The following is a 19,524-nucleotide window of genomic DNA, read 5'->3' as shown; positions in this document are numbered from 1 at the left end:
CCAAAATTTCCGACGACACGGGCATGTATTATTTCTTGAAGAGGGATGGCGTGCCATACGGAGTATACGGAATATTGTTCATAAAAAACCGTGTCGAATACCTCATATGCAGAACTGGATGGTCACCATGCTTCGTTCCGTCAAAGTTCTTCGAAATCACAGAGCCGACACTTCCAAAGGAATTTCAAATATGCAATCCTATGTATGACAGTGATTACTATCATCTTTACGAACACTGTGAAATAACTTGCTTGATCGGATATCATGAACTTACATGCAGCATTAAGCACTACTATGGAATAAATGAATACGAAGAGCAAGACCATCGCCTTTTCTTTCGTGTAAAGAACAGAATAGATCTAGAACTATACAGTAGAATTATATAAAAGACCGCACAATTAAAACCATGATAAAATACATATTAAGGCATTATTTCCACAAAAAACAATATGAAAATGAAGATGAAGCAAACAATGGCACTATCCTGAACAACTCAAAGCGTATTCGCATCAAGTTCATGCCGGAATGGTGTACATGGCCCATATGGAAGCTGGAAGACACTCCAAATGGAATATATGAACCCATTGCCCCAGCTTCGCTGCCCATCAGCGCAAACCTCAAGCATGACATCATGAAATTTGACAGAATATACCAGGCAATGCTTGACCAAAGATACCCTCCGGATTCCGGCTTTTCAGATGCCCAAGCAAATACAACCCTTGATCTGGCGATTCATCAGGAATGTTTCTCATTATATAAACGGCTTGAAGAAGAGCTAAAAGATACGCACGAGGTGACTGCTTCCCAGGATATCCTCTCATGGACGTCCGACCTGCAACCATAGCGAGGTGCTCCCCCCGGCCAACTGGCGCGTGGCGTATCCCCCGCTTGAAAAACCCCGCGCCCCGGTGTAGACAGTGAACCGGTCGGCAGTTCACCAAGGCGTCACTGTCCCCCTGCGGGAAGCTAAACCTGCCATCTCTCCATCCCGACACGCACCTGCCTCGTGCCGCGTCGAAAGCCAGTGACCATCGACACCCCATCCGGATCGGCACGTCGAGAGGATAGGTGATGTCCAGACCCCGTTTTCCCTTCATCGCCCAGGACGTATCCGCGCTGGCCCGTTCGCTGCACCGCGAACTGGCGGCCTGTGGCATGTCGTCGCAACAGGCAGGCCGTGGTGCCCGCCCGACTGACGATGCGTGCGGCAGCCCCGCCCACGATGTCACTGGCGGCCCCACTGTCGGTTCCGCCGGTGATGCCGCGTGCGTTCCCGCGAATGCACTCGGCGCGCCTTGCGCAACTGACGCACCGGATGCGCCCCCCACATCTGGCGCGTCCGGCCCGGCCCATACCCCCCCCCGCGCCCCCGGCCACGTCAGCCCCGTCAGCCATGTCCTGTTGCTGAACATGCTGGTCCGCGCCGTGGGGTATCGCAACTTCCAGCACTATCGCGCCCAGTTCGCGGCACAGGAACGGCTGGAGCGCCTTGCCGCGCCGGAACCCGCCGCCCCGGAAGAACCGGTGGACCTGCGCCGCGTGGAACGCGCCGCCCGCCACTTCGGCCCGGACGGGCTGCTGGCCCGCTGGCCCGGCAAGGTCAGCCTGCAACGGCTCTGCCTGTGGTGGGTGTGGTCGCGCCTGCCCGCCGGGCAGGAGCTGACCGGCACCCAGATGGACGACGCCCTGCGCGCCTGCCATCACTTCGGCGACCATGCCCTGTTGCGCCGCTGGCTGTGCGACCTGGGCATGGCCACCCGCACCCCGGATGGCCGCCAGTACCGCCGCGTGGAACAGCGCCCCCCGCAAGAGGCCCTGGCCCTGCTCCAGCACTTGCGGGACCGTGAACGGCACGCGCGGCGGACGGCCCACGCCCCGTCAGCCGGACGCGGCGCGACTACGGCATAAATCGCACAGGGCGCACGCCACAGCCAGAACGCACTGCCCGTTCGAGACGGCATGGCCCTCGCCACCGCCATCCCGGCGACAACCACACACGCACACAAGGCGGACCGCACGGCTTCCCCCCGTTCATACGGGCACAAAGTCGCACGGTCCGCCTTTTCGTATTGTAAAGCGCGTCAGGCGTCCTATACTGAACGAAGGCCGCTACTCGATGCGGCGGCACGCCACGGGCACTTGTCATCGTCTCCCGTCCGCCCGCCCCGTCCATGCCGTCCACCCGCACGGGCGCGGCCAATCATCATCGAGCCAAGGAGCACCATCATGTCGCATATCGCCGTACTGGGCCTTGGAGCCATGGGCAGGCGCATGGCCGCCAACCTGCTGAAGGCCGGGCATCAGGTCACTGTTTGGAACCGCACCGCCAAGGCGGCGGAACCGCTGATTGCCCTGGGGGCCACGCAGGCCGCCACTCCCAGGGATGCCGCCGCCGGGGCGGACTTCGTGCTGGCCATGGTGCGCGACGACGCCGCATCCGCCAGGGTCTGGCTGGACGCCGAAACCGGAGCCTTCGCGGGCATGCGGCCCGGCGCCCTCGCCATGGACAGTTCCACCCTGTCGGTGGACTGGATCAAGAAACTGGGCACGGAGGCGGCCAGCCGGGGCGTGCCCCTGCTGGAAACCCCCGTCTCCGGGTCGTTGCCGCAGGCCGACGCCGCGCAGCTCATCTTTCTGGTGGGCGGCAGCGCGGACGCCTGCCAGAAGGCCGAGCCTGTCCTGTTGTCCATGGGCAGCGCGGTGAACCACACGGGGGATATCGGCACGGGCGCGCTGACCAAGCTGGCCACCAACGCCCTGCTGGGCATCCAGGTGACCGCCATCGCCGAACTGATCGGCATGCTGCGCCGCAACGGCGCGGACGCGCAGAAGATCATGGGCATCATCGCCACCACGGCGGTGTGGAGCCCTTACGCCCAGCGGGCCATTGGCGCGCTGCTTTCGGGCGAGGCCCCCGTGATGTTCCCGGTGGAACTGATCGAAAAGGACTTCGGCTACGCGCTCAAGGCCGCCGGTTCGCCCGATGCCGCACCCACCATCGCCGCCGCGCGCTCGGTATTCCAACGCGGCATGGACGAGGGCCTTGGCGACGCCAACCTGACCAGCGTGGTGAAGCTGTTCCGGGCGTAGTGCGGCCGGGGGCAGGGGGGGCATACCGCCGAGGGGGTGCGCAACAATCCTGCCTCACGATCGATCAACCCCACACGCTGGTATGCGAAAGCAACGGGCCTTGCGGCATCAACCGCAAGGCCCGTTCACATTGCATCGCCAAAACACATCACTGGCTTACCCGTCGGCAAACTCCACCAGCGAATAGCTGGTGCTGCGCCCGCCCGCCGCATCCTTCACCAGAATGCCGCGCACCACAAGATCGCTGATGTCGCGCAAGGCCGTATCGGGCGATGTCTTGGCCAGCGCCGCCCACTTGGACGTGGTCAACTTGCCCTCGAATCCATCCAGCAGCCTGTTGATGACCTTGTGCTGGCGCTCGTTCAGAGGGTGCCCCGCCAGCGCGTCCCATACCCGCGCCTTGCCCAGCACCGTGGAAAGAATGCGCTCCGCGCCGTCAAAGGCCCGGCCCAGACACTCCAGAAACCACAGCACCCACCCGGTAACGTCCATGTCGCCGCGCTGGGTCTTTTCCAGAATGGCGTAATAGGCGTTGCGTTCCTGCCGTATCTGCGCGGACATGCTGTAGAAGCGTTGGGGGCTGCCCTCCGCGCGGGCAAGCTGCATGTCCGCGATGGCGCGGGCCATGCGCCCGTTGCCGTCATCGAACGGATGCAGGGTGACGAACCACAAATGCGCGACGGCTGCCTTCAACACCGGGTCCAGCGGCGGTCCATCATTGAACCAGTGCAGGAACGCCGCTGCTTCGGCGGAAAGCCGGGCGGCGGCGGGGGCTTCGAAATGCACCCGCTCGCGCCCCACCGGGCCGGACACCACCTGCATGGGGCCGGTGGCATCGGTGCGCCAGGCACCCACGCCAATCCTGCGCATGCCGCTGCGCCCGGTCGGGAACAGGGCGGCATGCCATCCGAACAGCCTGTCCTCGGTCAGTGCGGCCCCGAACTGCTGTGTGGCATCGAGCATCATTTCCACCACGCCTTCCACGTCCCGGTCGGCGGGCAGCAGCGCTCCCACATCCATGCCCAGCCGCCGGGCAATGGAGGACCGCACCTGTTCCCGGTCCAGGGCCTCGCCCTCGATCTCGCTGGATTTCAGCACGTCTTCGGTCAGCGTCCGCAACACGGCTTCTTCGCGCAACGCAAAGCCGAGCGCTTCCATGCGCCCCAAAAGCCGCCCCTGCCGATGCCGCACGGCAGCCAGCGGCGCGGCCAGGCGCTCGCTATCCCAACGGAAGTCGGGCCAATCAAGAAGTTCGTGGATAAAAGGGCACATTCACCGCACCTCGTGCGGAGAATATAGGGGAGATTCGCCGCAGGGACAAGAGATTCACCGCAAATATTGCGGAGATAACCTTGCATATTCTCCGCACCCGAATGCTTTGTGAAAAACGAGAAAGGAGAAGGCCCTGAAAGTTGCCTTTCAGGGCCTTCAAATATGGTTGCGGGGGCCGGATTTGAACCGACGACCTTCGGGTTATGAGCCCGACGAGCTACCGAGCTGCTCCACCCCGCGTCACCTGCGGAATTCGGGTCCGGCGGCGTAGGCAGGGCCTTGCCGTCGGGTCGTTAGAAGTATGCCCGTCGCCCCCCGGTGTCAACAGAAAATCGAAAAAAGACTGCCGACGAGCGACAACACACTGGTGTCACAGAATAAAAATCTTCACAACGGTCTGCCGCCAGCGCCAGCATGTCGGCACAATCACCGGCTCGGGCATTCGCTCCCGGTCGCCCTGCCGTTTCGCCGGGGCAACCGGCACAATCTGCGCGTCCCCGCCGCCCTCCTGCCTCTGGCCGCCTACCCCCGCAGCACTTTCAGTTCCGCCGTCAGCGGGCCATCTTCCGGGGCGGTGACCACGGCGTAGCCGCCCGCGCCCAGCGCGCCGGGGTTCACCACCACGGTCCGCCCGATGCGGTCCACCGCCCGCGATTCGTGGATGTGCCCGCACAGGCACACGTCCGGCTGCACCGCCTCGATGAACGCCCGCACCGCCGGGCTGCCCACGTGCGCGCCGTTGCCCAGCTTGTCGCACAGACTGTCTTTCGGAGGGGTATGTATGGCAAGCACCAACCGGGGCCAGCGGCCCGCCTCGGCCCGCAGCGCGTCCAGCCATTCGGCCAGCCGCGCTTCCGGCACCTCACTTGGCGTGCCGAAGGGGGTGGGCGTGGAATGGCCCGCGCCCAGCAGGCCCACGCCGGGGGCCAGCTCGCGCGCGGCGCGGTGGATGTTCCAGCCGCGCCCGTCCAGCCAGTCGGTCACCTCGGCCTTGTCCATGTTGCCGATCTGGGCGTGGATGGCCGGGTTGCGCGCGGCAACGGCCGCCAGCACGCGCTCGGCCTGGCGCACGCCGCCCACCACGGTGATGTCGCCGGTAATGATCACGCCCGCCGCCTCGGACAGACCGGGAATGTCCGCGAGGGGCGAAACGTCGTCGTGGATGTCGCCGAACGCTATCCAGTAGGGTGCGCTTTGCATGCGGTGCCTTCCTTGTTAGATTGCGCGACGGGGAGGGGGAAGTGGAACGCGGGTACCGCCCGCGCCCGCACTCTACACCACGCACCCGCCACCTGACAAAACACCCTGCGGGGGCGTATCGGCGGCGATTCCGGTCCACCGCCCCACCCGGTTTCCACCACGCACCCGGCACACCGCCCGGCAGGCACCAACCCCTCGCACCAGCGCGGCACCAACCTGGCACCCATCATGACGCACTCCACCCCGCCAGACGTCGAAGCCCGGCAGGCCCTGCGCCGCACCATGCTGGCCCGGCGCGCCGCGTTGCCCCCCGAAGAGGCCGCCCGCCTGGGCCATGCCGCGCAGGAAGCCCTGCTGGCATCCCCCGCGTGGCAGGCCGCCCGGCAGGTGCTGCTGTACGTGGCCGTGCGCAACGAAACCGCCACCGCCCGCCTGCTGGACGCCGCCTGGGCCCATGGCAAGCAGGTGCTGCTGCCGCGCTGCGTGACATCTTCTCCCGCATCCGGCCACACATCCGGCTCCGCGTCCCCCGCCGCCAACTGCGACAACGAAATGTGCCTGGCCCCCTGCGCCTGCGCGGCGGATCTCAAACCCGGACGCTACGGCATCGCCGAGCCGAACCCCGACCGCTGCCCGGCCATCGACATGGACGCCGAGTCCGGTTCCGCGTCCTCCTTCGCGCCCGACCTTGCCGTCATCCCCGGCGTGGCCTTCGACAGGCAGGGCAACCGCCTTGGCCACGGCGCTGGCTACTACGACCGTTTCCTGGCCCACCCGGCCATGGCCCGCACCGCGCTGGTGGGGCTGGCCTACGCGTTCCAGATCGTACCGGCGCTGCCCGTGGCCCCATGGGACCGCCCCGTCCACGCACTGTGCACCGAGGAGGGACTGACATGGCTGTAACCACTCCGTCGCTGGCCTTTCCGCCGCTTTCCCGTTCCGGCGGCCCCGCCGCCAATCCTGATAACGTCACCCCGCGCTGCATCCGCTTCGCCTTTCCCGGCGTGCCGGGGGTGCACTGCGCCTTCCAGACCCGGCGCGGCGGCATCTCTGACGGGCCGTGGGCCGGGGGCAACATTTCCTACGAGGTGGGCGACGACCCCGCCGCCGTGGCCGCCAACCGCGCCGCCCTGGCCGCCAGCCTGGACCTGGCCGAATGGGTGGAGGCCAAGCAGGTGCACGGCGATGCCATGATCATCGACCCGGAACCGGTGCAGCTTGCCGCCGCGCTGGCCGCAACCCCGGTGGCCCAGGCCGACGGCCTTGCCACCGCGCGCCCCGGCGTGGGGCTGGTGATCAAGACGGCGGACTGCCAACCCATCCTGCTGGCGCATGAAAGCGGCAGGTACGTGGCCGCGCTGCACGCCGGGTGGCGGGGCAACCGCATCGGCTTTCCGCAGTCGGGCGTGCGCGCCTTTTGCGAGCGCTACGGGTTTCCCCCGCAAGAGGTGCTGGCCGTGCGCGGCCCCAGCCTTGGCCCGGCGGCGGCGGAATTCGTCAACTTCGCCTCGGAATGGGGGCAGGACTTCGCCCGCTGGTTCCGCTCGGCCAGCCGCACCATGGACCTGTGGACCCTGACCCGCCACCAGCTTGCCGCAGCGGGCCTGCTGCCGGAGCGCATCTACGGGCTGGACCTGTGCACCCACACCCTGGCCGACGACTTCTTCTCCTACCGCCGCGCCGCCACCACCGGGCGGCAGGCGTCCATCATCTGGATGGAGGGGTAGACCGGCCCGCCACCACCGGAGGCCGCACCACCACCGCATGCGCATCCTGCTTGCCGACAACCACGACAGCTTCACGCGCAATCTCGAACACCTGCTGGTGGGCGCCACCGGCTGCGTGCCCATGGTCGTGCCGGTGGATCGGCTGGAAGAGATCACGGACGGCTGGCCCCATGTCCCCGGCGAGACGAATCCCGCCGTCCGCTGGGATCTGCTGGTGATCTCTCCCGGTCCCGGCACGCCCGAGGAATATCCGCAGTACGGGCCACTGCTGGGCGGCGAGACCACGCGGGTGGCGCGCGCGCCTTGCGCCACGGACGAAGGGGGGGACGCCCGTCCGCCAGCCGTACCGGCCGCTGCCTCGTCCGCAGCCCCGGCGTCTCCCCCGTGCGCCGCCCCCTGTCCCGTGCCGGTGCCCGTGCTGGGCATCTGCCTGGGGCTGCAGATCATCAACGCCCATTTCGGCGGGGCCACCGCGCCGTTGCCGGGCTGCGTGCACGGCAAGCCGGACACGCTGCACTACGCCGGGCAGGTCCGCACCGTGGCCCGCTACCATTCGCTGCACCTGTCCGCCATGGGCGCGGGCATGCGCGTGCTGGCCCGCAACGGGCAGGGAGCGGTCATGGCCGCCCGGCACGAATGCCTGCCCCTGCTGGGCTACCAGTTTCACCCCGAATCGTTCCTCACCCCGGACGGGGTGTGGTGGATACGCCATGCGCTGCACGCTCTCGGCCTGCGCTGACGCCGACGCCTTCGCGGCCTTTGCCCTGGCCTGCGCCCGGCAGGGTGCGGACCTGCTGCTGTGCCACCCGGACCCCGACCACGCGGACCCCGGCGCGGCGGATGCCGGCCCCTCTGCCCAGTTCCCCGGTGCGCCAGCCACCCCCCACGTCCACACCGCCATGCCCCCCGGCTGGACGGTCTGGCCCGGCGGCGAGGGTGAAGGCCCGTGCTGCCTCGTCGGCATCGGCCCGCGCGAGCAACTGTGCCTGGGCGACCCCGCATCCGGCGACACGGCTGGCCCCACGTCCGGCGCCCCCCCCCCGGACCACGAGCCCGGCCCGCACACCGACGCCGCGCTGGCCAGCTTTCTCGGCTTTTCGCCGCCCGGCGATGGCCGGGCAACCGCCCGTGGCCGCCACGACGCCTCCCTCCCCTGGCAGCCCGCCCGCGCCGACCACGACATCGCCCTCGGCTTTCTGGCCTACACCTACGGCCTGCCGCGCTTCGGCATCCGCAGCGCCAAGCCCCGCGTGCTGCCGCATGCCCTGCTGCGCCGCTACCACGGCATGGCCCGCTGGAATCCGGCCACCGGCGCGCTGACCCTTTCCGTCCACCCGGACGCGCCACCGGACCTTGCCGCCCGCTGCGCCCGGCTGCTGGCCGACGGCCCCGCGCCCGCCTTTACCGCCCCCACCGACTGCATCGCCCTGCCGCCCTCGCTGGACCGCGCCGGATACACGGCGGGCGTGCGCGAGGTGCTGCGCCGCATCCGCGCGGGCGACACCTACCAGTGCAACCTGTCCACCCGCTTCGGCCTGCACGCGCCGGGGCTGGACCCGGCGGCCCTGTCGCTGCACCTGTGGCGCACCCGGCCCGCCCCCTTCCACGGGTTGTTCCGGGTGGGAGCGCGCCACGTGGTTTCCGCCTCGCCGGAGCGCTTCCTGCGCGTGGATGCACCGGGCGGCGGCCCGGCCCGCGTGCTCTCGCAGCCCATCAAGGGCACCCTGGCCTTCGGCCCCGGCACGCCGCATCCTGTCTGGCATTCCGGCCTGCCCGGCCTGCTGGCCGCCACCCCCAAGGAGCGCGCCGAACTGTCCATGATCGTGGACCTGGTGCGCAACGACATCTCGGCCGACTGCGCCTACGGCAGCGTGGCCGTGGCCCGCCACTGCGCCACCTTTCGGGTGGGCGGCGCGGCCAGCGGCCTCGTGCAGATGTATTCCGACGTCACCGGCACCCTGCGGCCCGACCGCACCTGCCTGGACCTGCTGCTGTCCGCCTTTCCCGGCGGCTCCGTGACCGGCTGCCCCAAGCGGCGCACGCTGGAGATCATCGAGGCCGGGGAGCCGCACAGCCGCGAGGTATACTGCGGCAGCCTGCTGGCCATGGCCGACGCCCGCGCCATGGACGCCTCCATCGCCATCCGCACCGGCTGGCACGACGCGGCCACGGGCCGCCTCGAACATTGCGCGGGCAGCGGCATCGTCGTGGACTCGGACCCGGAAAGCGAATACGAGGAGACATGGGCCAAGGGGGCCAACTTCCGGGAGGTATGCGCATGATCCACTGGCAAGGCGGCGCGTTGCACGAGGGCGGGGTGCGGCTGGACATCGGCAGTCCGGCCTTCCGGTACGGGGCGGGGTTCTTCGAGACCCTTCTGTGGAACGGCCGGGCGCCCAGCCGCCTTGCGGCGCACGTGGCGCGGCTGGAGGCCAGCCTGGCCCACTTCGGCCTTTCCGCGCAGCCCGTGGACTACGACTACGTCATCGCGGAAGTGGTGCAGGCCAACGGCCTTGGCGGGCGGCAGGCCCGGGTGAACATCTTCGCCCCGGTGGAGGAAGAGGACGCCGCCGTCGCGCCCATCGTCACCGCCGCCCCCTACGACCCTCCCGCGCCGGACCGCACCTACAGCCTGCGCCTGGCCGCGCCCGCCACGCAAGGCTCGCTGGCGGTGCACAAATCCATGAACTACATGCTGTGCTATCTGGAACGCCGGGCCGCCCGCGCCCTGGGGCAGGACGATGCGGTGCTCACCCAGCCCGGCGGCATCGTGGTGGAGGCCACCACCGCCGCCCTGCTGTTCGGCGACGGCGAATGCTTCTGCACCCCCACTGGCGGCTGCCGCCTGCCCAGCACCACCCTGGCCGCCGCGCGCGACCTGCTGCCCGTGCGCGACTGCACCGTGCGCGCCGGGGAATTGCGCGCCTTCCGCCACGCCTACCTGCTGAACTCGCTGCAAGGCATGCGCCCGGTGACCGTCATCGGCGCGCACGCCTTCGCGCCCGATTTCGCCACCTGCCAGCGGTGCAACCCGGTGTTGCTTGGGGAATGAACACAATGCGGGGGAGGGAAGGAACCCCTTTTGGAAAAGGGGTTCCTTCCCTCCCCCGCACCCCCTCCCATCTTCCCCAAAACGTTCTCAATGATGCTATACTGAAAAAAACCTTGCATGTTACCGCGATGCAGCCGCACTGCCCCCACAGGGTCACTTCTGTTTCCCGCTCGGGCGCGATCTACTTCTTTCGGGGATCGAACCCGAACAGGCGTCCGCGCACCACGGCCTCGCGTCCATGCCGGTCGCGCAGGGCATCCAGCGCAGCGTCCAGTTTCTTGCGGCGGTTCTCGTCCGGCGCGGGGATGAATTCGGTGGGAATTGCGACGGTGGAGGCGATCTGCCCGTCCGGCCCACCTGGCCCGTCCAACGCATCTGGCCCATCCAGTTCATCATGTTCGGCGGATGTCCCCACGCGGCATGCACCGGCCGCGCCCCGCACCACGACGTCCCTGCCAGGCTCCTTCCCACCCTTTCCCCTGCCGGGAATGTCCAGCGGCAAGGTGAGCTGGCGCGGCCCGTGATTGGCCGGACCGAAGTTGGACACCCCCACCCCGATCAGCCGCACCTTGTCCGCCAGTTCCAGCGCGTCCAGCAGGCGGCACGCCTCGTCGAAGATGGTCTCGGTGGACGCCGTGGGCTCGGGCAGGCTGTGGCTGCGGGTTATGGACCGGAAGTCGGCGTACTTCACCTTCAGCGTAATGGTGCGGCCCGCCAGCCGCTGCCGCCGCAGCGATGCCCCCACCCGCTCGGCCTGCGCCAGCAGCCAGCGCCGCAGCACGGCGCGGTCCCTCGTATCCTCGGCAAAGGTATTTTCCGCGCTTTCCGACTTGGGCTCGGAATACGGCTCCACCCCGCGCGGGTCCACGCCGCTGGCCCGCTCGTGCAGGTGCGCCCCGCCCTTGCCGAAGCGCCGTTCCCAGAACTCGCGCGAATAGCGCAACACGTCGCCCGCGCAGCGCACGCCAAGCTGTTCCAGCGCGGCCAGCGACCGCTTGCCCACCCCCGGTATGCGTCCCACCGGCAAGGTGCGCAGAAATTCCGCCACGTCTTCCGGATACAGGATGAACAGGCCGTCCGGCTTGTTCACGTCCGAGGCGATCTTGGCCAGAAACTTCACCGGGGCCGCGCCCACCGAACAGGTAAGCCCGCCGGTCACGTCGCGCACGCGGGCCTTCACCGCCATGCTCATGGTCTCCACCGGGCCGAACAAGCGTTCCAGGCCCGTTGCGTCCAGATAGGCCTCATCCACGGAGGCGGGCTCCACCAGCGGCGAGAATTCGCGCAGCGCATCCATGATGCGGTGCGAAAGCTCGGCGTAGCGGCGCATGCGCCCCGGCACCACGACCAGATGCGGGCACAGCCGCAGCGCCGTGCTCATGGGCAGGGCCGAACGCACGCCAAAGCGCCGCGCCTCGTACGACGCGGCGGAAACGACCCCCCGGTGCGAGCCGCCCACGGCCACCGGCTTGCCCCGCAGGGAAGGGTCGTCCATCTGCTCCACGGACGCGAAAAAGGCGTCCATGTCGATATGCATGATCCAGCGTTGCGCCATGCCCATCTTCTAGCAGAGGGGGGGCGGGGCCGGAAGCGGGGCGCGGACGTCGGGACCGCCAGGACCGCCAGGACTGGCAGGATTGGCAGGATTGGCAGGGCTGGCGCGGGTCAGGCCGCGGGACGGGCGGTGGACGGGACGGAGCGGAATGTGGCAGGCAACACGGAACCTGCCGGAGGGTTCCAGATCGCATGATCGTCCAAGACGCACGCACACGCCGAACGTATGGTTTCCCCGGTGCGGGCAAGACGCCCTGCGCCCATACACGGGAGAATACCGGATGAAGACGGCAGAAAATCTCGGCGAGTGCATGGACCACGCGGAAATCGGCTGCCCCGAAGGCCGGCGCGACGCCGACGGCATGGCGTGGAATCAACACCCGTCCTTCCGGGGCGTGGAAATGAAGCACCTCGTGCGCGGCGCGTCCACCGAGGGGCGGTTGTCCTGCCACATGGTGCGGGTAGCGCCGGGGTGCACCCTTGAAACGCACGCCCACGAAGGCCAATGGGAATTGCACGAGGTCATGCACGGGTCCGGCCGGGCCGAGGTATCCGGACAGGGCATGGAATACCGCCCCGGCTCGGTCAACGTCATTCCCATGGGCACGGCCCACCGCGTTCAGGCAGGCGACGAGGGCCTGTGGCTGCTGGCCAAGTTCTTTCCGGCGCTGCTGTAACCCCATGCCCGCCTCCGGAGGCGCATGACGCCGCAACATCCCCACATCCGTTTTCCGCGCGTGCCGGACCTGCCGGACGTGCAGCTCGTGCTGGGCCGGGGCGTGGAGGCGCGCTTTCCGGCCCACGCCCACGGCAGCTACTGCGTGGGGGTGGTGGACGCGGGACAACGGGTGCTGCGCCTGCCGGACATGTCGTGCGTCATTCCGGCGCACGGTCTGTTCGTGATCGCCCCCGGCCAGCGCCATGCCTGCGAGGCCACGGGGCCGCACTGCTACCGCGTGCTCAGCCTGCCGCCGGAACGGGTGCACGCCCTGGCTTCCGAATTGACGGGCACGACGAACGCGCACCCGCGCTTCGCGTCCCCCGTGCTGGATGACGCCCCCCTGGCCCGGCAGTTCCGCCGCCTGCTGGGCGTGCTCACCCGGCCCGCCTCGACGCTGGAACGCGAAGAGGCCCTGCTGGCCTTCCTCGTCGCGCTGCTGCGCCATGCCGACATCGCCCCCCCTGAGATACTGCCGCCGGAACGCCACGCGTCGGCCATCAACCGGGTTGCCGCCCACATCCGCGCGCACCATGCCGATCCGCTGCGGCTGGCCGACCTGGCCGCGCTGGCCGGGCTGTCGCCCTGCCACTTCCAGCGGGTCTTCCAGCGGCATACCGGCCTTTCGCCGCACGAGTACCAGCAGGGCGAGCGCATCCGCCACGCGCGCGCCTTGCTGGACGGCCCCTTGCCCCTGCCCGAGGTCGCCCAGGCGGCGGGGTTCTATGACCAGAGCCACCTGAACCGTGCCTTCAGGCGGCTCATGGGCATTTCGCCGGGGGTGTACGCGGCGGAACGGCGCGGGTAGCGCCGACATCCGCTTCCGCCATGCCCCGGCCCATACGCGCCGGATACGGTGACGGCCCGCCGCTCCCCGTGCTAGACAGGTACGCGCGCCGCCATCACGCGGGGCCGGGCGCGGGCCGCATCGTTTCGACCGCCGCCCCGGACACGGGCCACGCCACGCGGATTTCCTGCATCACCCCAACCATCGGTCACCCATGCCAGCATTCCGCTTCGTCCACGCCGCAGACCTGCACCTCGACGCCGCCTTCGCGGGCGTCTCGCGCGACCTTCCGCCCCGCCTGGCCGACCGGCTGCACCGCGCCACCTTCACCGCGTGGGAACGGCTGGTGGATCTGTGCCTTGCCGAGCTGCCCGACGCGCTGCTCATCGCGGGCGACGTGCACAACCACGAGGACGGCAGCCTGCGCGCCCAGGTGGCCCTGCGCGACGGCTGCGCGCGGCTGGCGGAAGCGGGCGTGCGGGTGTTCATCGCCCACGGCAACCACGACCCCCTGACCTCGCGCGTGAAATCGCTGCGCTGGCCGGATGGGGTCACCGTGTTCGGCCCGCAGGCGGAGGCGTACCCCGTGACCCGCGACGGCCGCGTGGTGGCCGTGGTGCACGGCGTAAGCCACGAGACCGACCGCGAAGGCCGCAACCTGGCCAAACGCTTTGCCCGCGCCGCCACGGTTCAGGCCCTGCTTCAGGGCACGGTTCAGGACATGGACGTGCCCCCCGGCGCGCCGCAGATCGGCGTGCTGCACTGCAACGTGGGCACCACGCCGGGCAGTCGCGACGCGGGCCGCTACGCCCCGTGCACCCTGGACGACCTGGCCGCCACGGGCCTGGACTACTGGGCGCTGGGGCACATCCATCTGCCGCAGGTGCTGCGCACGCGGCCCCACGTGGTCTACCCCGGTTCCACGCAGGGGCTGCACATCAACGAGGATGGCCCGCGCGGCTGCCAGTTGGTCACCGTGCACGACGACGGCGAGGTGGAACTGGAGTTCCGGCCGCTGGCCCCGGTGCGCTGGCAGGTGGTGGAGGTAACCATCGGCAATGGCGGAACTGGCGGCAATGGCGGCAATGACGACGACGGCAACGGCGCTGCCTCCCTCGAAACGCTGCACGGCCGCATCCTTGAAGCCATGGAGCGCGCCGCCGGGGACGATGCGGCAGCGGGCGCGCCGTCCGGCATGCCTTCCGCGTTCTCACCCGTGGAAGCCACCCTGTTCCGGGTCGTCCTGCACGGGCGCGGCCCGCTGGACCGCCACCTGCGCCGCCCCGGCGTCGTCGAAGGATTGCTGGAAATGCTGCGCGAGGCCGGGGCCTCGCTGGCCCCCCTTGCCTGGGTCAAGGATATCGAACTGCGCACCCGGCCCGACGTGGACATGGACGCGCTGCGCCAGCGCGACGACCTGCTGGGCGAGGTGTTGCGCGTGGCCGCCGCCGCGCGGGGCCTGCCGGAACCGCCTGCGGGCGACCCGACAGCCTGCCCTGCGGGGGGCCTTGCCGCCGCGTCCACGAACGGGCAACCACCCGACGTGCCCCCCCAACCGAACCCAGCCGCCTTGCGCGCCCTGGCCGCCGCCGTGCTCGCCCCGCTGTACGACGGACCGCGCGGCCGCCGCTTCCTGGGCCCCACCGACGCCCTGACGCCCGAAGACCTGGCCGCCCTGCTGGACGACGCCGAACGCATCTGCTGCGACATGCTGGAGGCCGACTGATGTACATCCAGCGCGCGCACATCGACGGCTTCGGGGTTCTGGCGGGCCAGACCATTCCGCAACTGCCGCCGGGGCTGTCCATCTTCCTGGGCAGCAACGAGGCGGGCAAATCCACCTGCCTCGACTTCTTCCGGGCCATGCTGGCGGGCTACCCGCGCAGCCGCGCCGCGCACCGCGTGCCCCTTTCGGGCCGCGCGGCGGATGCGGGCGGCACGCTCACCCTGCACACCGACCGCTGCGGCGTTGTGCGGCTCACCCGCCGCCCCGGCGCGCACGGCGGCCCGCTGACCCTCACCGACGCCCAGGGCACGCCGCTGGACGCGGAACTGGCCGCCGCCCTGCTGCACGGCGTGACGCCCGACCTCTACCGCAATATTTACGGATTCAGCCTTTCGGAATTGCAGGAATTTTCCTCGCTCTCCGCCGAAGGCGCACGCAACGTGCTGCTGGGGGCCGGGGCAGGGCAGGGGCTGCGCCCGCCCAGCCAACTGCTGGACGACCTTTCCGGCCGCATGGCCGCGCTGTTCCTGCCCGACGGCCGCAAGCCGCCGCTCAACGACGCGCTGAAGGAACTGGAAACCCTGCGCGCCAGCCTGCGCGCCCACGAGCGGGACACCGCCCGCTACGACGCCCTGTCGGCCGAACTGGACGACCTGTCCGCCCGGCTGGCCGGGGTGCGCGCGGACCGCGCCACCCGCGAGGCCGAGCACCGCGCGCTGGAACGCCGCCTGGGCGTATGGCGGCAGTGGCAGGAACTGGTGGCCGTGGAAGGGCAGCTTGCCCGACTGGAGGTGGTGGTCGAACGCTTTCCGCAGGACGGCAAGGTCCGCTTCGAGCGCGAGCGCGAACGCGCCGCCGAACGAGGGCTGCGGGCGCAGGGGCTGCGCGACCAACTGACGGCGCTGGAAGCCGCGCTGGCAGGGCACGCGCCCGACGCCCGGCTGCTGGCCGCCGCGCCCGCACTGCGCGCGCTGCTGGAACGCAAGGCCAGCCATCGCAACGCCCGCGCCGCCCTGCCCGCCCTGCTGGCCGACATGGAGCGCAACCGCGCCGACCGCGAACGTCTGCTGGCCGTCCTTGGCGCGGACTGGACCCCGGAGCGGGTGCGCGGGTTCGACCGTTCACTGTTCACGCGAGAGGCCGTGGCCGCCCACGAGGCGGGCATGGAAACGGCTGGGGCCGACCTGCGCCAGGCCCGCGCCGAACGCGACCGCCGCGCCGCCGAGCACGAGGCCGCCCGCCACGCGGCGGAACTTGCCCAGGCCCAGGCCGATGCGCTGGGCACGGACCCCGCCGCCACCCTGGACGCGGAGCAGGCCGAACGGCTGCGCACCCTGCGCGCGCAGGCCGGGTCCGCGCTGGCGGAACTGCCGGGGCTGCGCGCCGAACTGGGCGTGCAGGCCGCCGCGCTGGTCCGGTCGCTGACGGACATTTCCCCCGGCTGGACCCCGGACACCCTGCGCCAATTCGACACGTCGCCCCGCGCCCGCGAGGCGCTGGCCGCACGCGCCCGCACCGTCACCGACGCCGCCGAGGCCGCCCGCGACGCCGCCCGCCGCGTCGACGAACTGGCCGCGCAACTGGACGACCTTTCCGACCGCTGCAATCAGGCCATCCTGGCCGCGCGGGCCATTGCCGCGCCCACCCGCGAGGAACTGGACCGCCGGGCCGAGGCCGTGCGCCGCCTGCGCCGGGTGGCCGACGGGCTGACCCTGGAGGCCGAACGCACGGCCGAAGCCGCCCGCGCCGAGCGCGACCACGCCGCCAACGCGCCCTTGGTCCGCAAGTCAACAACACTGTTGCTTCTTGGCGGCGTGCTGCTGGCAACGGGCGCGATTGCCGCAGGGCTGCTGCTGGCGGCGTTGCGGGGTGCGCTGGACATTTCCGCCGCGTCGCCGCTCACTGGGCTGGCCAGCCTGGCCGGGCTGGCCCCCCTGACGGCCATGGGCCTTGCGCCCGTGTACCTGTGCGCGGTGGCCGCGCTGTGCGGCCTCGCCCTGCTGGTGGCGGGCCTGCCCCGGCGCGATGCCGCCGCACTGGCGGCGCACGCGGCCCGCGCCGCCCAACTGGCCGCCCGGCGCGACGAACTTGCGGACCACCGCGACGGTCTGCGCGCCGACGCGGCACGGCTGCTGCGCGAGGCGGGAATATCCGAAGCCTATGCCGCCCCTGACGGATCTGCCCCTGGCGTATCTGGCCTTGACGGCCCCGCCCTTGCCGACCGCGTGGACATGACCGAGCGTGCGCTGGAACGCGCCCGCGAGGACCGCGCCCGGCGCGACCGGGCCGATGCCGAGGCCGCCGCCCGCGAGGCCGACTGCGCCGCCCAGCGTGCCCGCCATCTCCAGGCCCTGCAAGCCCGCGAAGCGGCCGACGACGCACTGCGCGCGGCCCGCGCGGACTGGTCCGCATGCTGCAACGGACTCGGCCTGCCGGAAACCTTCGCCCCGGAAGCGGCGGCCGGGCTGTTCGACCGTGTGGAGGCCTGCGCGGCCCGCGCGGCGCAGGCCGACGCGCTGGCCGCCCGCGTGGCGGCGCTGACGGCGCAAACGGCGGCGCTGGCCGATGCCGCCCGCGCCGTGCCCGCCCTGGCCACGCTGTGCCCCCCGGAAGAGGACATCACCGACAAGGCCGCCTCCGCCCTGCTGAGCGGGGTGGACCGCCTGCTGGCCGACCTGCGCGCCGCCGAGGCCCGGCGGCAGGAACGGGAACGCGCCACGGCGGAACTGGCCGCCCGGCGGGAGCGGGAGCAGCAGGCACGCGCGGTGCTGGCCGAGGCCGACGCGGCGCTTGAAACCGCCGCCGCCGCATCCGACGCCGCACGCGCCGCATGGCGCGCCTGGCTGGCCGAACGCGGCCTGTCCCCGGACCTTACCCCGGCCACGGCCCGCGATGCCCTTGGCGTGATGGACGACTGGCTGCGCCTGGACAACGAGGCCGCCGGGCTGGCCGCGCGCCGCGCCGCGCTGGACGCGGAACTGGCCGCGCTGGAAACCCCGCTGGCCCGCATTGCCGCCGACTGCGCCAGCGTGCTGCCCGAGGGCATCCGCTCCGGCGACCCCGTGGCCACGCTGGACGGGCTTGCCGCCGCCGCCAAGGCCGCCGAGGACATGGCCGCCGAACGGGACAGACTGGCCGCCCGGCACGGAGAACTGCAGGCCGAACTGCGCGAGGCGGATGCCGCCCACGCCGCCGCAGCAGCAGCCATGGCCGAACTGCTGGCCGCCGGGGACGCGGCCGACGCCGAAGACTTCCTGCGCCGCGCCGCGTTCTTCGCCGAACGGCAGGACCTGCTGCGCCGCAAGGGCGACCTGGCCGACCACCTGGCCGCCGCCCTGCCCGAGGTTTCCGACACACCCGGCGAGGCGTCCGCCGACCGCCTGGCGGACCCGCTGGCCTTGCTGCGCGCCGAACTGGCCGCCGCCGACCGCGAGGCCATGCAGACCCGCTGCGACGAACTGGCCACGGAACTCACCGCACTGGCCGCGCACGAGGCGGAACTGGTGGACAAGGCCGCCGCCTTGCGCGTGCAGCGCGAGCAGGTGGCCTCTGCCGACGAGGTGGCCGCCCTGCGCAGACAGGAGGCCGCCCTGCTGGAATCGGCCCGGCAGATGGCCCTGGAATGGAGCCGCAACGCCCTGGCCCGCCACCTCATCGACACGGCGCGGCGGCGCTTCGAGCGTGAACGCCAGCCCCACGTCATCCGCGAGGCGGCCGCCATCTTCCGGACCATCACCGGCGGACGCTGGCAGTCCATCGCCGCCTCGCTGGAAGACGGCGTGCCCCGCGCCGTGCCCGCCGACGGCGAACCGGTGCCGCACGAGCACCTCAGCCGGGGCACCCGCGAGCAACTGTACCTGGCCCTGCGCCTGGGCTACGTGCGCACCCATGCCCTGCACGCCGAGCCGCTGCCCCTGATCATGGACGACATCCTCGTGAACTTCGACCCGGAACGCGCGGCCCGCACCGCCGCCGCGCTGGCCGCCCTGTGCGGGACCGGGACCGGCGGACAGTCCGGCGAAGCGCCCGGCCACGCAGCCGAAGCGGATGCCCCCGACATCCCAGACACCCCCGACGATCCGGAAGCCCCCGGCACGGCAAAGCCGCACCAGATACTGTTCTTCACCTGTCACCCGCATACCGTGGACATGCTGCGCACGGCCGCGCCGGACGCCGCCCTGTTCACCGTGGAACGGGGGGCCATAACCGCCACCGCCTGAACAGCTGCGGCACTCGGGCCGTCCGCATCTGGTCGCATCTGGTCGCATCGGGCCGGGCGCGTTCCGGGCACGGACACACGGTGCCCCCAAACGTTCAGCCGTTTCGGTCGGCGTGGCCGCCGCCGCGCATCCGGCTGCCCGGCCCCGCAGCCGGGTTGACTCCGCCACGGCACCCTGC

General features: G+C 70.4%; 15 protein-coding genes and 1 tRNA gene. 12 read left to right on the top strand and 4 right to left on the bottom strand.

Annotated features, from left to right (window positions below; all coding sequences use genetic code 11):
* Positions 1-406: 406 nt before the first annotated feature.
* The 3 genes from RVX_RS01380 (at position 407) to RVX_RS01370 (ending at position 3,090) form a co-directional block, all read left to right on the top strand.
* Complete coding sequence (locus RVX_RS01380; RefSeq protein WP_147307531.1) at positions 407-844, top strand: hypothetical protein; 438 nt, start codon at positions 407-409, stop codon at positions 842-844.
* Positions 845-1,071: 227 nt separating this feature from the next.
* A complete protein-coding gene (locus RVX_RS01375; RefSeq protein ID WP_116306970.1) occupies positions 1,072-1,908 on the top strand; it encodes a DUF2087 domain-containing protein in 837 nt (278 codons plus the stop codon).
* Positions 1,909-2,226: 318 nt separating this feature from the next.
* Entirely contained in the window at positions 2,227-3,090 is an 864-nt protein-coding gene (locus RVX_RS01370; RefSeq protein ID WP_116306972.1) for an NAD(P)-dependent oxidoreductase, read from the top strand.
* A 156-nt stretch (positions 3,091-3,246) separates the two neighbouring features.
* On the opposite strand, the gene RVX_RS01365 is transcribed toward RVX_RS01370, so the two are convergent.
* The 3 genes from RVX_RS01365 to RVX_RS01355 all read right to left on the bottom strand — a co-directional run bounded on the left by RVX_RS01365 (position 3,247) and on the right by RVX_RS01355 (position 5,562).
* On the bottom strand, positions 3,247-4,362 hold the full coding sequence (locus tag RVX_RS01365) for a Fic family protein (protein ID WP_116306973.1): 1,116 nt from the start codon (positions 4,360-4,362) through the stop codon (positions 3,247-3,249).
* A 163-nt stretch (positions 4,363-4,525) separates the two neighbouring features.
* Positions 4,526-4,602: transfer RNA gene (locus RVX_RS01360), tRNA-Met, on the bottom strand.
* A gap of 282 nt (positions 4,603-4,884) precedes the next feature.
* Positions 4,885-5,562, bottom strand: a complete 678-nt coding sequence (locus RVX_RS01355) for a metallophosphoesterase family protein (RefSeq protein WP_116306974.1) — start codon at positions 5,560-5,562, stop codon at positions 4,885-4,887.
* Between the two features lie 228 nt (positions 5,563-5,790).
* Between RVX_RS01355 and RVX_RS01350 the strand changes: the two genes are divergently transcribed.
* From RVX_RS01350 to RVX_RS01330, 5 genes are read left to right on the top strand one after another with little or no spacing between them, the layout of a single operon-like run.
* Positions 5,791-6,465: a 5-formyltetrahydrofolate cyclo-ligase gene (locus tag RVX_RS01350; protein ID WP_116306976.1), complete on the top strand. Its 675-nt coding sequence runs from the start codon at positions 5,791-5,793 to the stop codon at positions 6,463-6,465.
* Positions 6,456-7,289, top strand: coding sequence for a polyphenol oxidase family protein (locus tag RVX_RS01345; protein WP_116306978.1), 834 nt, complete (start codon positions 6,456-6,458; stop codon positions 7,287-7,289). Before RVX_RS01350 ends, RVX_RS01345 begins: the two co-directional genes overlap by 10 nt.
* Positions 7,290-7,326: 37 nt before the next feature.
* Positions 7,327-8,028, top strand: coding sequence for an aminodeoxychorismate/anthranilate synthase component II (locus RVX_RS01340; RefSeq protein ID WP_116306980.1), 702 nt, complete (start codon positions 7,327-7,329; stop codon positions 8,026-8,028).
* Complete coding sequence (locus RVX_RS01335; protein WP_420192394.1) at positions 8,000-9,571, top strand: chorismate-binding protein; 1,572 nt, start codon at positions 8,000-8,002, stop codon at positions 9,569-9,571. The genes RVX_RS01340 and RVX_RS01335 overlap by 29 nt, the downstream gene beginning before the upstream one ends.
* Positions 9,568-10,341, top strand: a complete 774-nt coding sequence (locus tag RVX_RS01330) for an aminotransferase class IV (RefSeq protein ID WP_116307806.1) — start codon at positions 9,568-9,570, stop codon at positions 10,339-10,341. The genes RVX_RS01335 and RVX_RS01330 overlap by 4 nt, the downstream gene beginning before the upstream one ends.
* 181 nt (positions 10,342-10,522) lie before the next feature.
* On the opposite strand, the gene dinB is transcribed toward RVX_RS01330, so the two are convergent.
* Complete coding sequence (gene dinB, locus RVX_RS01325; RefSeq protein WP_116307807.1) at positions 10,523-11,878, bottom strand: DNA polymerase IV; 1,356 nt, start codon at positions 11,876-11,878, stop codon at positions 10,523-10,525.
* Positions 11,879-12,176: 298 nt separating this feature from the next.
* Between dinB and RVX_RS01320 the strand changes: the two genes are divergently transcribed.
* The 4 genes from RVX_RS01320 (at position 12,177) to RVX_RS01305 (ending at position 19,346) form a co-directional block, all read left to right on the top strand.
* Entirely contained in the window at positions 12,177-12,572 is a 396-nt protein-coding gene (locus tag RVX_RS01320) for a cupin domain-containing protein (protein ID WP_116306982.1), read from the top strand.
* Positions 12,573-12,596: 24 nt separating this feature from the next.
* Positions 12,597-13,421, top strand: coding sequence for an AraC family transcriptional regulator (locus RVX_RS01315; protein WP_116306984.1), 825 nt, complete (start codon positions 12,597-12,599; stop codon positions 13,419-13,421).
* A gap of 193 nt (positions 13,422-13,614) precedes the next feature.
* The gene (locus RVX_RS01310) at positions 13,615-15,126 is read left to right on the top strand and encodes a DNA repair exonuclease (protein WP_116306986.1); all 1,512 of its coding nucleotides are present in this window, start codon (positions 13,615-13,617) and stop codon (positions 15,124-15,126) included.
* A complete protein-coding gene (locus RVX_RS01305; protein ID WP_116306987.1) occupies positions 15,126-19,346 on the top strand; it encodes an AAA family ATPase in 4,221 nt (1,406 codons plus the stop codon). Before RVX_RS01310 ends, RVX_RS01305 begins: the two co-directional genes overlap by 1 nt.
* Positions 19,347-19,524 lie beyond the last annotated feature (178 nt).

The organism is Nitratidesulfovibrio sp. HK-II (assembly GCF_003402415.2).
GTDB lineage: Bacteria > Desulfobacterota > Desulfovibrionia > Desulfovibrionales > Desulfovibrionaceae > Cupidesulfovibrio.
This window is presented reverse-complemented; position numbering and strand designations above follow the sequence as displayed.

What these genes read in the sequence shown, in the direction of transcription:
- RVX_RS01380 (WP_147307531.1), top strand. Translation starts at nt 407, where the DNA reads ATGATAAAATACATATTAAGGCATTATTTCCACAAAAAACAATATGAA.
- RVX_RS01375 (WP_116306970.1), top strand. Translation starts at nt 1,072, where the DNA reads ATGTCCAGACCCCGTTTTCCCTTCATCGCCCAGGACGTATCCGCGCTG.
- RVX_RS01370 (WP_116306972.1), top strand. Translation starts at nt 2,227, where the DNA reads ATGTCGCATATCGCCGTACTGGGCCTTGGAGCCATGGGCAGGCGCATG.
- RVX_RS01365 (WP_116306973.1), bottom strand. Translation starts at nt 4,362, where the DNA reads ATGTGCCCTTTTATCCACGAACTTCTTGATTGGCCCGACTTCCGTTGG.
- RVX_RS01355 (WP_116306974.1), bottom strand. Translation starts at nt 5,562, where the DNA reads ATGCAAAGCGCACCCTACTGGATAGCGTTCGGCGACATCCACGACGAC.
- RVX_RS01350 (WP_116306976.1), top strand. Translation starts at nt 5,791, where the DNA reads ATGACGCACTCCACCCCGCCAGACGTCGAAGCCCGGCAGGCCCTGCGC.
- RVX_RS01345 (WP_116306978.1), top strand. Translation starts at nt 6,456, where the DNA reads ATGGCTGTAACCACTCCGTCGCTGGCCTTTCCGCCGCTTTCCCGTTCC.
- RVX_RS01340 (WP_116306980.1), top strand. Translation starts at nt 7,327, where the DNA reads ATGCGCATCCTGCTTGCCGACAACCACGACAGCTTCACGCGCAATCTC.
- RVX_RS01335 (WP_420192394.1), top strand. Translation starts at nt 8,000, where the DNA reads ATGCGCTGCACGCTCTCGGCCTGCGCTGACGCCGACGCCTTCGCGGCC.
- RVX_RS01330 (WP_116307806.1), top strand. Translation starts at nt 9,568, where the DNA reads ATGATCCACTGGCAAGGCGGCGCGTTGCACGAGGGCGGGGTGCGGCTG.
- dinB (WP_116307807.1), bottom strand. Translation starts at nt 11,878, where the DNA reads ATGCATATCGACATGGACGCCTTTTTCGCGTCCGTGGAGCAGATGGAC.
- RVX_RS01320 (WP_116306982.1), top strand. Translation starts at nt 12,177, where the DNA reads ATGAAGACGGCAGAAAATCTCGGCGAGTGCATGGACCACGCGGAAATC.
- RVX_RS01315 (WP_116306984.1), top strand. Translation starts at nt 12,597, where the DNA reads ATGACGCCGCAACATCCCCACATCCGTTTTCCGCGCGTGCCGGACCTG.
- RVX_RS01310 (WP_116306986.1), top strand. Translation starts at nt 13,615, where the DNA reads ATGCCAGCATTCCGCTTCGTCCACGCCGCAGACCTGCACCTCGACGCC.
- RVX_RS01305 (WP_116306987.1), top strand. Translation starts at nt 15,126, where the DNA reads ATGTACATCCAGCGCGCGCACATCGACGGCTTCGGGGTTCTGGCGGGC.